The sequence below is a fragment of the Neobacillus camarae genome (assembly GCF_054950115.1).
Window position 1 is genome coordinate 969,439 of sequence record NZ_JBUCKX010000003.1, and the last position, 13,385, is coordinate 982,823.

The following is a 13,385-nucleotide window of genomic DNA, read 5'->3' on the forward strand; positions in this document are numbered from 1 at the left end:
ATTCAATGAAAAGAACAAAAGCGGCTTGGCCGCTTTTGTTACTCAGTTATTTTCTTAATCAGACTATCTGAAGCTTCTGTCAGTCCGTCTGACAATTTTTTCCCCATCGAGGAAAAGAAGTTGTAGGCACTCATTTCTTCCAGCTTTTTCTTCTTGGCGGCAATATCATGGCTAGAAATATCATTCCCGAGGAAGGTGGCGTTAAGGTCCTGATCTGTTTCCTTGATGGCAACAGCATTTTCAAAGTTTGGGTCGTCATATCCCTTCATCTTGTGAATCCCATTATTGGCCAGTTCCATGCCGGTCAATACAGAGATAAACATCAGGGCGATGATTACTAGACTTTTGGCGAAAAACATCTTCATCCTTCATGTCCCCTTATTTATTGATTGGATCATCATTGATTAACATTTCCGTTAACACTTTCTGCCTGCCAATAATATTCGCTAAACACATCCGCTAACGCATCTGCTGAGTGGTTTAATTCTTCAAATGTATTGTCTACACCGCCAAATTCAATTAATAATGCATTTTCTGAAAGGTTTTGATTATAGATACTATTACTTCCAGGCTCATTCTTTACAAAAACCCCTCTGCTTAAACCTTTATATTTGTCTTGTAGAAGTTGGTTCAAGTCAGACGCCAATTTGGCATTTTTTTCATAGTTAGGATTTTTTCCGCCGATGATAAAGGCAAGTTTTGCATATGGTTGTCCATTGATCGTAACAGTTGTTTTCTCTTTTCGCTGCGAATCACGATGGATATCAATTAAATAAGATAGATCCCGATTGGATGCCATGGCAGCTTGAACGACCGTGTTGGATTCCTTATATGCACTTGGCATGGTTAAACCCTTAGCTGTTAAATTACCCATTATATCTGTTTTATCTATTTCTGTTCCAATTCCCTTTTGTTCTAGACTCGCTTTGAGGTGATCGCCGATTTTGGTTACATTAATTTGCGAATGGTAGGCTAAATTGGGATTTGTGACCCCTTGCAAATAAGGCAAATACGATTCACGGTTATGAGAAAAATACAGATAGACTACTTTCCGGCCACCTGTTGTCTGACCGGGTGTTTCCCCAGGAGCTGCATTATCCGAATTTTCGATTCCTTCTAAATTCTGCAATGCCGCTTCCCGCTCTGACTTCATGATCTCTGTTGGCGGAGATGATTCCATCGGCATGTTCGTATAATTGGTGCCCTCCCCTGCTACTAAAATTTGGCCATCAAATTGATAAAACCCTGGAAGTTCCCGGCCCAATAGACTTCGCGGATCGTCCAAATTAATATTGCTGGTTAAACTGAAAATGACATTGGTCCATTTAGGCGCCTCAACATCCCGCTTCACGGTTAAAAAGTGGTGATTTTCCCAACCCATTAACTGATAAAGCAGTTCCCCATTCACTTGGGTTGTGGCTTGATTAACTGACGGTGAAGATAATTTATACTGGGGTTTTAACGATGTCATGACACCGCTTAGCGAGAATATCAATAGAATAAACAAAAAAAATGCTGCAGCTAGTTTCATTACGCTCGTTCCCTGCACCATAATAAACGTACCAGATGCCTTTGTTTTCATGGTTCCACCCCTAAATAAAAATTCTAGTAAAACTTATGCCGTTACTAGAATTGATAGAACCATAAATGTGAAATAGGAATGCTTTTGAAAATAGTAGAATCTCAAAAGCATTCCTAAAACTTTTTTATCTCGTATAAAATCCTGCATTATCCTGGTTAACTGAACTGTGAAGAGCAGAATTCAGACCATTGGCAATTAAGTTCGCCATATCCTCGATGAAAACATCAACTTCCTTTGGCGTGACCATTAAATTATGCCCAAGCGGGGACAATACTTCATAGATTAGTTTCCGTTTTTCATCATCTGGTAATGTTCCGATGATTCCTAAGAAAGTTTTCCGATGCTGTTCCTCGGGCAAGTCCTCATCCGTCAGCACCCGGCGTTCGCCAAAACTCAAGCCTGCAGGGGCCAAAGACCTTGATGGCCGGTTACCTTCCCGCATTTCCCTGCCAAAATGTTTAAGGATAAAATCAATGGTGTCGCTGGTAATGGAAACCGCGTCCACAACAGTTGGGACACCAATCGCAATGACCGGGACACCCAAAGTGTCTTTACTTAATTCTTTCCGTTTATTCCCTACACCCGAACCCGGATGGATGCCGGTGTCCGAAATTTGAATCGTCGAATTTACCCGTTCGATGGAACGCGATGCCAAAGCATCAATGGCAATGACGAAATCAGGCTTGGTTTTATCCACGATTCCAAAAATAATGTCACTCGTCTCAATTCCCGTCAGCCCCATGACTCCCGGTGCCAATGCACTGACCGGGCGGTAACCTTCTTCAACACTTTCTGGCTGCAATTGAAACAAGTGGCGGGTAATCAGCAAGTTTTCACAAACCATCGGACCTAAGGCATCTGGTGTCACATTCCAATTTCCTAATCCTACTACAAGGCAGGAATCGGTTTTCTTCACCCCTGAGCCTTCTAAAAAATGCGAGAATTCCTTAGCAAAAATTTCCTCCACCTTTTGCTGGGTCTCGGTATTCTGCTCGCGGATTCCCTGAACCTCGAGAGTTAAATATCTTCCGGCTTTTTTACCTATTTGCTCTTCGCCCTGTTTCGTGACTTCCACTAACGATAGTTTGATATCGTCAATATCTTTTTCCTTAATAATAACGCCTTCAATTTGCGAAAGATTTTGCCCTTGTTCAACCGATTGGCTGGCCAGCACCATTTCGCTTGCTTCGATGGCCAAATCTGTCCGGACCGAGTATTGACTTAAATCAATGGATTTCTTCATGATAATCACTCCTAAAAATTTCCTAACATGAGAAACTATTTCCTATTTTTACCCTGAATTTAAAAAAACATGCAGGCGAATATCATGAATTCCATTGCAATCTGGGTAACTGTTTGATAAAATATCATTTGTTGCGAATCATGTTAATGAACGTAAAGTCGAGTTCACATAGTCTCGATTCTTTGTAGGAGGTGAAAGTAATGCCTAACATTAAATCTGCTATTAAGCGTGTAAAAACTAGCGAAGCTCGTAATGCTCAAAATACAATGGCGAAATCTGCAATGCGTACTGCAGTGAAAAAAGTTGAATCTGCTGTTACAATTAACGATGCTGCTGCTGCTAAAGAAGCTTTAGTTACTGCTTCCAGCAAATTGGACAAAGCTGCTGCTAAAGGTCTTATCCACAAGAATGCGGCTGCTCGCCAAAAAGCCCGCCTGACTAAAAAAGTTAACAGCCTATAATAATAGAGCTTAAAAACATAAAAAAACGATTCCTATAACGGGAATCGTTTTTTTATTGCTTTTTTATTTCTGTAACCTGAATAGTAACATCTCGATCAACAGTGATTTGTTGGCTCCCCCAGTTTTCATTTGGTAATCGGCTTCTGCTAACAATTCCATCAGGTTTGCCAACTCTTCATCGGTAAATCTTCCTGCTTGTCCAAGCGCGAGCTTTACACGAAACGGATGTGTTTTTAAAAGCCCTGCGATTTGCTGTTGCCCATACCCCCGTCTAGATAGTTCCTTTACTTGGTAAATGAGCCTGAACTGTCCCGCAAGTAATGCCAAAATCTTAATCGGCTCCTCGTTTTGCTTTAGCAGATCATAATAGATTCGCAATGCTTCATCCAACTTACGTTGCACGACTTTCTCAATTAAAGTGAAAATATTTTGCTCCAGCGACCGAGCGGCCAATTTTTCCACCAAGTTCCGGTCAATCTTTGTTTCTTCAGCAGCATATAACGAAAGCTTTTCGATTTCACTGGAGATCATAAACATATTGGTGCCGACAAGCGCAAGCAATTGATCCACGGCATCCGCCTCAAAAACTTTTCCTTTCGTTTTTGCGGCATCTTGAATCCAATTCTTTAGCTCATGCTCTGATAATTTTTTTGCTTCGAGAACTTCCCCTTGACGTTTCAATTCTTTTGTCAGTTTCTTCCGTTCATCGAGTTTTTCATATGGGGCGGAAATAACCATGACGGTAAACGGTGCCGGTTTACTTAAATATTCTTCAAAGCGTGTTAAATTATGTTCCACTTTTCCCTTTGATTTCTCGGCAGTCAAGAAAACAGGGTTATGTAAAAAAATCACCTTTCTGTCCCCGAAAAAAGGAAACGTTTCCGCATCCTCAATGGCAAGCTCAATTGGCGTTTCTTCCAAATCATAGGCAGAAAAGTTAAAATCCCGCTCATCTTCAGTTAATAATCGGTTAATTATCAGCTGTTTAGTTTCATGGATTAAATATGCTTCCGTTCCATATAATAAATAAATGGGAGCAAATTCTTCCCGTTTGATTTTTTTCCATAATTCTATTGCCATTGTCCAGCGCTCCCCTTCATTTCATCCTCTCTTATCGTAATGAAGCTTGGACAATTTGACAAGTGGTAAAAGGGAATTGACAGCTTTTGTCTTTTAAGTGCCAATTCCCGATCTATATGAACGCCAGTAACAGCAGCATCATGCTGCAATTCCTGACGGAGTTCATTGGGTAAAGTTATTATAGCCCTAGGCTAATCAAACTATTTTGACAACACTTGACAGGACAGGAAAGCCAGGTTAAACACAAGCTGGATTTTTTTTCTTAAATCACTTATACTATAGGTGAAATAGGGGGGACAGACTGTGAACGAATTTGAAAAAAATGTGCAAAGCAAACGTAATGACGCAATCGATTCTGGGGTTGGATTTATCGTTTCATTCGGATTTTTTGCAACGATGTTTATCATCGCTACAGTCATCAAGTTAATTGGTTCTTAATAAAAGGTTACATAGTGATATAAAAGAGACTGCTACCTTTAAGCAGTCTTTTTTATATTTCTGGTTTATCTTATGGCAGATACGAAAAAAAGGTTCCTGAATGCCGAAAAAATCTGTAGCTGATTGCCCCTTGCCGGTCAGTACGAAAAATGGTGGCTCCGGCTTCTTCCAATCTGTTTATCACCTCTTGGTTTGGGTGACCGAACCGATTATGTTCCCCTACTGAAATAAGGGCAATTTCTGGTGTGGTCCTTTTGATCAAACCAGCGGAATTTGATGTTTTACTGCCGTGATGTCCTGCCTTAAATACATTCACCTGAAGGTGGGGGTATTTTTGAAGGATTCTCTCCTCCCCTTCTTGGTCCAGGTCGCCTGCAGTAAACCAATCAAGACCACCAATTCTGGCAAAAATTGCAATTGAACCACTGTTACGCTCGCCGTTAAAATCTTCCTCGGGCCCCAATATGGTAAATTGCGCCAATCCGTTCTCCCAACGGTCATTTTCCGATACCCTAATCACAGGAATATTTTTCTTTTCTGCCTCATTTTCTATAGAGATTTCCGTTTCTGAAGGTTCATGGACGGAAGGCATTAAAATCTCTTTAACCTTAAGCTCTTTTATAACGGCAAACGCTCCTCCGACATGATCCATATCACCATGGGTCAAAATCAATTTATCAATGGTCGTAATTCCTTTGCTTTTTAAATACGGCACCACCACATCCCGGCCCACTTCAAATGGTTTCCGTCTTTGTTGCCATTCCTCCCCGGCAAACGTTACAGTGCCCCCTGTATCGATCAGATAGTTCCCTTTTCCATGGGGCAAATGAATCAATAGGCTGTCTCCTTGCCCCACATCGATCATCGTTACCTCTCCGTAAATATTTATCCAATTGAATATAAATTGAAAGGAAAACAAGATAGACAACAAACAGAATAAAAGTTTTTTATTGCCTTTGATTTCCCAGCAATAAAAACTGGCCAATATTAAAACTATGTAGACTATCAAGAGAAACAATGGCGGTTTGCCAGGTGTAAATACCGCCAAGGATATATCCCCTAAAAATCGCAGCAGGTTGTCCGCAACATGGACCACTCCTAAATAGAATTGAGTAAACAAGGCAGGTGTTTTTCCGAGGATCATTTGGATGAAGAGCAGCAAATAACTGAGTGGCAAATACAGAAAAGAAAATAGTGGGATATAGATCATATTGGTAATAATCCCGATCAGCGACATTTCATAAAAATGAAATAGCAAACAGGGCAATGCCGACAACTGGGAAACCAACGATACTTTCACCATTTGGAATAGACTGTTTTGGCTTCCTCTAAGGAGCTGCCGTGCGGATAAAATAATGGCAAAACTAACCGAAAAAGATAATTGGAAACCAACATCCATAACAATAAAGGGCTGGATAAACAGGTATAGTATAAACGCCAGGCTAATGGCATCCAGTGTGGTAAGTTTGTGTTCCGATTTTTCCGCCAATATGACCAAACAAATCATCAAAACCGAGCGGATGACCGAGGGAGATGCACCTGTGAGAACCGCATAAACCGGAAGGACGATAAGAAGAAAATTCAACATAAATTGCCTTGTCAAGCCAATTCGTATTCCCATAAAAAACACAGCGCCCGTAAGAAGGGTTACATGGAGGCCGGAAATTGCCAGCAAATGAACAAGGCCTGTTTCTTGATAATTTTCTAGTATTTCGGGGTCGAATAAACTCCGGTCTCCATAAATGAGCGCGGATGACAGCGAAGCGATTTCATTTGGGAAGTGCTTCTCAAGATAGCGGATACCATTGAATCGGATTTGTTTTACCATTGTTAAGGGGGTGGTTTTTAAAGGGGTACAGTTTTGCAAAGGGTTTTGGTCTAGTTCGACAATCCAAAAGATATTTTTGGTGGCTAAATATTGGCGGTAATTAAATAGATTGGGGTTTTTGGAGATACTGGGTTTCTTCATCTCCCCTGTCACGCTGCAGTTCATATCATAAAAAGACTGGCCGCCTGTGCGGTCTTTTTCCTGCTTGGACCGGAGTTTGTATCGGACAAGAATCTTTTCATGGTACTGAAGGTCTTGGGCCTGTACTTGGAGCAGGTCTCCATCCAGTTGCGGGTCTTGGATGAATTTGAGGACAAAAGTGGATGTTCCTTCCGGGATAGCCGTATTATTTTTATCAACCGCGTGAAACCCGCTAACCATAAAAATGAATATTGAAATAATCAGAAGCAGTAACTGCCGGCTTTTCCATCTCTTGTATTTATAAAGGCAATAAAGGTAAATGGCTGTTAACAGGGCAAACGGTACAAAACTAATAAGAATTGCAAGCACACTAAACAATGCCGCGATTGCGAAATAGATATATCTACCATTCATATTTTATTTATGCCTCTCCGTATGGGATAGTATAAATCGATGGGCGCCGGACCAGTCCGGCGCACCTGATGCCTTCAGGCTTGAATCTCCCTGAAATCGATGACCTGCTCGGTTAATTCCACTTTTTCAACCTTAACACCTGCTTGGTCAAACAATTCAATCGCATAAGGATGATTTTTATAATCTTTAGCGTAATAAACCGTTTTGATACCTGCTTGGATAATCGCTTTACAGCATTGCAGACAAGGAAAGTGGGTTACATATATTTCCGCATTTTCTGTTGGAACACCAAACTTGGCACATTGCAATAGGGCGTTCATTTCGGCATGAATCGTTCTTACACAATGATGGTCAATGACATAACATCCCTTATCGATACAATGGTCGCCACCGGCAATTGAGCCATTATAGCCGCCGGCAATAATCCGTTTTTCTCTGACAATCGTTGCGCCCACTGTCAATCGCATGCATGTGCTCCTTAATGCAAGTAAATGGCTTTGCGCCATAAAATATTGATCCCAAGAAATTCTAGTAGTCACTGTTGTCTCCACACTCCCAAAAGTATTTTTATTTTTGGCTCAGTTAAACATGGCTGTTGATTTCCGCTCCAGTCGTTCGCTTTCCGCGGGCGTACCGGGGAGCCTCCTCGGCGCTGGAAGCGCCTGCGGGGTCTCCCCAGCCCCGTACTCCCGCAGGAGTCGAACGCCTTCCGCTCCAATCAACAGAGTGCTATAAAAATCAACAATATCCTTTAACAGAGCGTTATTTTTAAAAGATAAATAAATATTGATGTCTTGTCTTTGGGTACTGTCCAGCTCCACAAGGAAGGCTTTGACAGCATTTACATCGCACGAAGAAAAAGCGTTAGCTTTTTCGAGGAGCGCCCTAGTCCTTCGCTCTCCGTGTTTCCTTTATCCCGTTCAACGGGCAGTAGATTCTCAACTGCCAGTAAGAACCCGATTGGTTCAACTAACAATCAGCGAGAAAAACGTTCGCTGATTGAAGTTTCACCTTATCTCAGTTGGAGAGCTCCACAAAGGAATGCTTCGAGTACATAAGCATAGCACGAAGGAAAAGCGTTAGCTTTTTCGAGGAGGCCATACGGCGCTGACCGGGGCGCTTGCGCTTTTCTTACTAAAGTTTAATCCTGCTTGTCTCTAAGGTCAACGAAAACAATCATTTTACAGCTACCGCATCCTTTAGCTTTTCAAAGGTTTTGTCACCAATTCCGCTGATGTTTTTTAAATCCTCGGCAGACTTAAACGGACCGTTCGTCTCCCGATATTCAATGATTGCGGCCGCTTTGGAAGGGCCAATCCCCGGCAGGTTTTCCAACTCACTGGCATCGGCCTTATTGATATTGATTTTCCCCTGATTTTGCCCTTGTATAGCAGGGGTAGCTCCGCCGCCTGCAGCAGCAACAGCAGGGCTGGTTCCTTCCTCTTTTGCGGGTATATAGATGATCATTTCATCTTCGATATGTTGCGCTAGATTGACCTGACCTTGGTCCGCAAGTTCTGTGAACCCCCCTGCACGGGAAATGAGATCAATCACCCGCTCTCCTGCCTTTGCTGGATAAACTCCCGGCTGTTTAATCTGTCCCTTCACATCCACCATTAGCAGCTCTGGTTGTTGGACCGTTTCCACCTGCTTCTGGTTAGTTTCTTCAGATATTGTTTCTTCAGATATTGCTTTTTCCTGATTTTCTTCGTCAGTACTTGTTTGATGGGATATGAGATCTGGGTTTCCTTGTTGTGAAATGTAATAACCGCCACCAATGACAACGAGAATAAAAACAATAACATAAACCTTGTGTTCCATCAGCCAGTCTTTCAAAGTGATCCTTCCTTTCAAAAGGTATATTTTCCTAACAGGTTTCATATGGTTATAAAAGAACTTGGAGAGAAGGAGGGGCGGAAACAATGAAAATAGGAATAATTGGGACCGGTAATATGGGGAGAATTTTGGTGGAGGCTTTACTCGACGGAAATGCAATATCCCCTTCCTCAATGCTCATAACCAACAGGACGATTGCCAAAGCTATGGAGCTTAGAGATAAATATCCGAGTATAAGGGTTGGGATCAGTGCTCAGGAAGTGGCAGACCAGTCCGATTTGCTGTTTATTTGTGTAAAGCCGCTGGACGTTTTTAAAATTATCGATGAAATTCACCCCTTTCTTTCAGAAAATAAATGCCTTGTTTCGATTACAAGCCCTATCAGTACCAGCCAAATTGAAAGCAAAGTATCCTGCTCTGTGGCCCGAATTATACCAAGCATCACCAATCGGGCATTAGCGGGGGTTTCATTAATTACTTATGGAGACCAATGCCAGGAGGACTGGAAGGACGTCATAGATTCATTAATGAAGAGGATTTCCGTTCCAGTCCCGATTGAAGAAAATATTACCCGGGTTGCCTCCGATATTGTCAGCTGCGGACCCGCCTTCTTTAGTTATTTACTTCAGGGGTTTATCAAAGCGGCTGTAAAAGAAACCGCGATTGATGAAAAGACTGCCACGATATTAACAAGTGAAATGATTGTAGGGTTAGGAGAATTGTTAAAACAGCAGCATTATACATTGCCATCACTTCAGGATAAAGTATGTGTAAAAGGCGGCATTACCGGGGAGGGAATCAAGGTGCTCGAGAATGAGCTTGGGGAGATGTTTGAACATTTATTCCAAGCCACGCACAATAAGTTTAAAGAGGATCTTGAAAAAGTGGAACATCAGTTTTCAACACAATAATTCGACAATATTTTTCAAACTCCTGCAAATGGAATAAAAAAAGCCATCTTTTAAAAAGGTGGCTTCTCTTATTTTTGTGCGATAAAAAATATCCTTTCGGATTGCGACTGGGGTGCTGTGTGTTCAAAGTCGGCATTTATTTCCAATAGCTTAAAACCCTTCTGCCTTAACCACGAACCATATTGTTCCGGCGGGAATGTCCGTTGTTTGTGAAGTTCCTCATATCGGTCGTACTTACCCGTCGCTTCATCCAATACAAAAAAACTAAGTTCATGTTCCACACTGAAAGGATTTTCTCCTGGAAAACTATTCCAGATATAAGAAATGACTTCATCGTCGAATGCAAAGGTTTGGTCTATAAAGATGTCTGTCATTTTGTAAAGTGAATGAACATCGAAGATGAACAGTCCCCCTGGTTCTAAATGGTCAAATACACGGGCAAATGTTTCCTGGACTTCTTGCTCGGTTTCCAGGTAATTTAACGAGTCGCAGAATATCCCGATGATATCAAATGTTCCCGGTGCTTCCAACTCCGCCATGTTCTGCTGATATAAAGGAATTTTTACACCTTCTTGTTCTGCTTTTGTTTGGGCCACAGCGAGCATTTCACTGGACAAATCGACGCCGGTTACTTGGAAACCTTGTTTGGCAAATCGAATGGAAAGCTGCCCGGTGCCGCAGGCCAAATCCAAAAGCCGGGCACCTTTAACATCATATTGTTCCAATTTTTCTTTTACAAAACGGACCCATTCATCGTAAGGGGCTTCCTTCATCAGTTCATCATAAAGGAAGGCAAACTGCTCATAGCTCATGAATTTAACTCGCTAAGCACATCTACCTTGGGCGCATCGCCCCATAGGCGCTCTAAGTTATAATAGGTTCTTTGATCCCGATGGAACACGTGGGCAACTACATCCCCTAAATCAATTAATACCCAGCCAGCCTCATCAAAACCTTCCAATCGCTTTACATCATAACCATTTTCCGAAGCCTTGTCTTTGATTTCCCTTGCAATGGCCTGGACCTGCTTATCAGAATTGCCGTGGCAAATGATAAAATAATCCGCAATTAAGGAAATCCCCGTCATGTTTAAAGCCAAAATATTCTCGGCCCGCTTATCGTCAGCCGCTTTTACGGCAATCTTTAGTAATTCTTGGTTATCCATTCAATCATTCCTTCCATGTCTTATTAAATCATTATACGTATGAAACGTTTCCGGATAAACTTGCTGATTTTTTTTCATTAAGAAGAAGATGGTATTTTGAACGGCTTTTATTAGTGCCAGATCTAAATCTTCTTCTGCCAGCTGCCTTACTTCCTCGACACCTGGGAAATGCCGGCCTGGTTCAATATAATCCGCCAAGTAAATAATCTTTTCAAGCAGCGACATACCGGGACGACCTGAAGTATGATAGCGGATGGCATTTAGGATCTCCTCATCGGTAATCCCTGCTTCTGTTTCTGTCAAAAAAGCACCGACCGGAGCATGCCATAATTCGGCATTATAATCCAATAAATCCTGAGAGAAGTTTTGCCGATTTATGATGGACCTCATTTCCTCTTTAGGACGAAACTTGGCATAGTCATGAAAAATGGCTGCGATTTCAGCCTTTTTTTCATTAGCACCATACTTTTTGGCTAAGGAAATAGCCGTTTCCATTACCCCAAGCGTGTGCACATAACGATGCTCTGTTAATTGCGGTTTTACAAGATTTAACGCAGTTTCACGTTCCATATAGGTGATTCTCCTCTATAAAATGAATAACCGAATCCGGCAGTAAATATCGGACAGTCCCACCGTTTTTCACTCTGTCTCTAATCATGCTCGATGAAATATCCATGGCCGGAACATCCACATAAAGGACCGGATATTCAGTTTGATGGCTATAGGAAGGGCGGTCAACGCCGACAAATTGAACAAGCTTGACAAGTTGGTCAATTTTATGCCATTTAGGCAAATATTCAATCATATCCGCCCCAATAATAAAATAAAATTGATGATCCTTATAGCGGGAATGGATTAATTCCATAGTATCCACTGTATAGGAACGGCCCTCTCGTTCAAGTTCAATCGGTTGTATATGAAAAGCTGGGTTCCCTTGGATGGCCAGATTCAGCATCTGCAGACGCTGTTCATTTGTAACTGTTCCTGATTTTTCTTTATGCGGCGGCACGCTGTTAGGCATGAACCAAACTTCATCCAGCTCCATGGCAAATCGAACCTCGTTCGCGATTAAAAGATGTCCGTTATGGGGAGGATCAAAAGTTCCTCCTAATATGCCTATTTTCTTCATGTCAACCTCCTGGACGATTAAGGAAGAACAATTTGTTTGTTTTCTTCGGATTCCTTATAAAGGACGATGGTATTCCCGATAATTTGGACTAGTTCGGCATCGGCGCCTTTGGCAAGCTGATCCGCGACTACTGTCTTATCCTCCTCACAATTCTGCAACACACTGACCTTAAATAATTCCCGGGCTTCAAGTGCATCCCGGATTTGTTTAATCATATTTTCATTCACTCCGCCCTTCCCCACTTGGAAAATCGGATCTAAATGGTGAGCCTTCGAGCGTAAAAACCGTTTTTGTTTTCCTGTTAACATATCGTTCCTCCTAGTTGTTTCAAAACATTTATTCTCATTCTGTCGACATCGGGCGCAATCCCTGTCCATTTTTCAAAGGCAAGTGCCCCTTGGTAAACAAACATATCAATTCCATTCTGGATTGTCGCACCATTTTCGTGGGCCTGATGTAAAAACTTGGTTTCAAGCGGATTGTATACAATATCACATACCGTTGTCCCTTCCTTCACGGCTGTTAAATTTATGGGCTGTCTGGAAATATGGGGAGCCATGCCGATAGAAGTGGTTTGGACAATTAAATCGTATTCACTTGTTAGTGTCTCTGCTTGGGTTAAAGAATAAGCACTTGAGCTGGTTTGATAAGGACATTCTTCAATCAATGCTTTCGCCTTGTCCACCGTTCGGTTGGCAATGTCAATAGCCAAAGGTTTTTCCTTTGCCAAAGTGAAATAAATTGCCCGGGCCGCCCCGCCCGCTCCGATAATCAAAATCCTTTTACCTTCGAAAGATGAAATGATTGCCTTTACTCCGGTTAAAAATCCGGGACCATCCGTATTATAACCAATTAATTTCCCGTTCGAATGAACAACCGTATTCACTGCCCCAATGGCCTTAGCAAGTTCGTCGACTTCATCTAAATAAGGAATAATCCTCTGCTTATGGGGAACAGTCACATTAAACCCTCCTGCCCCAATCGCTTTGAAGCCCTTGACAGCTTCCTCTAGATTCTCCGTTTTCACCTGGAACGGAAGATAATATGCCTCGATTTCGTAAAAAGCAAACAAGTCATTGTGCATAACCGGAGACATAGAGTGGGCAATGGGATCCCCAATAACCCCAAATAACTTTTTCATGTCAATCTCCTCTCGC

General features: G+C 42.0%; 15 protein-coding genes and 1 pseudogene. 3 read left to right on the forward strand and 13 right to left on the reverse strand.

All coding sequences use genetic code 11. From position 1 onward, the window contains the following. Positions 1-38: 38 nt before the first annotated feature. From ACY8D0_RS20165 to gpr, 3 genes are all read right to left on the reverse strand, one after another. Positions 39-365 (reverse strand): DUF3679 domain-containing protein, encoded by a 327-nt coding sequence (locus tag ACY8D0_RS20165; protein WP_462412273.1) that lies wholly within the window; start codon positions 363-365, stop codon positions 39-41. 32 nt (positions 366-397) lie between these two features. Next, positions 398-1,582 (reverse strand): stage II sporulation protein P, encoded by a 1,185-nt coding sequence (locus tag ACY8D0_RS20170; protein WP_462412274.1) that lies wholly within the window; start codon positions 1,580-1,582, stop codon positions 398-400. A gap of 124 nt (positions 1,583-1,706) precedes the next feature. Continuing rightward, positions 1,707-2,825 (reverse strand): GPR endopeptidase, encoded by a 1,119-nt coding sequence (gpr, locus tag ACY8D0_RS20175; protein ID WP_462412275.1) that lies wholly within the window; start codon positions 2,823-2,825, stop codon positions 1,707-1,709. 200 nt (positions 2,826-3,025) lie between these two features. Here gpr and rpsT point away from each other — a divergent pair, with 200 nt between their 5' ends. Further along, a complete protein-coding gene (gene rpsT, locus ACY8D0_RS20180; protein ID WP_462412276.1) occupies positions 3,026-3,286 on the forward strand; it encodes a 30S ribosomal protein S20 in 261 nt (86 codons plus the stop codon). 63 nt (positions 3,287-3,349) lie between these two features. Here rpsT and holA read toward each other — a convergent pair whose 3' ends face one another. Further along, entirely contained in the window at positions 3,350-4,366 is a 1,017-nt protein-coding gene (holA, locus tag ACY8D0_RS20185) for a DNA polymerase III subunit delta (protein ID WP_462412277.1), read from the reverse strand. 303 nt (positions 4,367-4,669) lie between these two features. Here holA and ACY8D0_RS20190 point away from each other — a divergent pair, with 303 nt between their 5' ends. Beyond that, positions 4,670-4,804: a YqzM family protein gene (locus tag ACY8D0_RS20190; protein ID WP_042458588.1), complete on the forward strand. Its 135-nt coding sequence runs from the start codon at positions 4,670-4,672 to the stop codon at positions 4,802-4,804. 70 nt (positions 4,805-4,874) lie between these two features. On the opposite strand, the gene ACY8D0_RS20195 is transcribed toward ACY8D0_RS20190, so the two are convergent. From ACY8D0_RS20195 to ACY8D0_RS20205, 3 genes and pseudogenes are all read right to left on the reverse strand, one after another. Then, a complete protein-coding gene (locus ACY8D0_RS20195; protein ID WP_462412278.1) occupies positions 4,875-7,187 on the reverse strand; it encodes a DNA internalization-related competence protein ComEC/Rec2 in 2,313 nt (770 codons plus the stop codon). Between the two features lie 89 nt (positions 7,188-7,276). Continuing rightward, positions 7,277-7,726 (reverse strand): annotated as a pseudogene (locus ACY8D0_RS20200) (ComE operon protein 2); the annotation flags it as partial. A gap of 637 nt (positions 7,727-8,363) precedes the next feature. Next, positions 8,364-9,023 carry a helix-hairpin-helix domain-containing protein gene (locus ACY8D0_RS20205; RefSeq protein ID WP_462412279.1) on the reverse strand — a complete coding sequence of 220 codons (660 nt, stop codon included), beginning with the start codon at positions 9,021-9,023 and terminating at the stop codon, positions 8,364-8,366. 86 nt (positions 9,024-9,109) lie between these two features. Between ACY8D0_RS20205 and comER the strand changes: the two genes are divergently transcribed. Continuing rightward, positions 9,110-9,934: a late competence protein ComER gene (gene comER / locus ACY8D0_RS20210; RefSeq protein ID WP_462412280.1), complete on the forward strand. Its 825-nt coding sequence runs from the start codon at positions 9,110-9,112 to the stop codon at positions 9,932-9,934. Positions 9,935-10,002: 68 nt separating this feature from the next. On the opposite strand, the gene ACY8D0_RS20215 is transcribed toward comER, so the two are convergent. The 6 genes from ACY8D0_RS20215 to aroE are packed head-to-tail and all read right to left on the reverse strand — an operon-like array spanning position 10,003 to position 13,369. Continuing rightward, positions 10,003-10,746: a class I SAM-dependent DNA methyltransferase gene (locus tag ACY8D0_RS20215; RefSeq protein ID WP_462412281.1), complete on the reverse strand. Its 744-nt coding sequence runs from the start codon at positions 10,744-10,746 to the stop codon at positions 10,003-10,005. Beyond that, positions 10,743-11,099 carry a ribosome silencing factor gene (gene rsfS, locus ACY8D0_RS20220; protein WP_462412282.1) on the reverse strand — a complete coding sequence of 119 codons (357 nt, stop codon included), beginning with the start codon at positions 11,097-11,099 and terminating at the stop codon, positions 10,743-10,745. The genes ACY8D0_RS20215 and rsfS overlap by 4 nt, the downstream gene beginning before the upstream one ends. Beyond that, the gene (yqeK, locus tag ACY8D0_RS20225; RefSeq protein WP_462412283.1) at positions 11,100-11,669 is read right to left on the reverse strand and encodes a bis(5'-nucleosyl)-tetraphosphatase (symmetrical) YqeK; all 570 of its coding nucleotides are present in this window, start codon (positions 11,667-11,669) and stop codon (positions 11,100-11,102) included. Further along, positions 11,659-12,228 carry a nicotinate-nucleotide adenylyltransferase gene (locus tag ACY8D0_RS20230; RefSeq protein WP_462412284.1) on the reverse strand — a complete coding sequence of 190 codons (570 nt, stop codon included), beginning with the start codon at positions 12,226-12,228 and terminating at the stop codon, positions 11,659-11,661. Before ACY8D0_RS20230 ends, yqeK begins: the two co-directional genes overlap by 11 nt. 17 nt (positions 12,229-12,245) lie before the next feature. Then, the gene (gene yhbY, locus ACY8D0_RS20235; protein ID WP_462412285.1) at positions 12,246-12,536 is read right to left on the reverse strand and encodes a ribosome assembly RNA-binding protein YhbY; all 291 of its coding nucleotides are present in this window, start codon (positions 12,534-12,536) and stop codon (positions 12,246-12,248) included. After that, positions 12,530-13,369 (reverse strand): shikimate dehydrogenase, encoded by an 840-nt coding sequence (aroE, locus tag ACY8D0_RS20240; protein WP_462412286.1) that lies wholly within the window; start codon positions 13,367-13,369, stop codon positions 12,530-12,532. The genes yhbY and aroE overlap by 7 nt, the downstream gene beginning before the upstream one ends. Positions 13,370-13,385 lie beyond the last annotated feature (16 nt).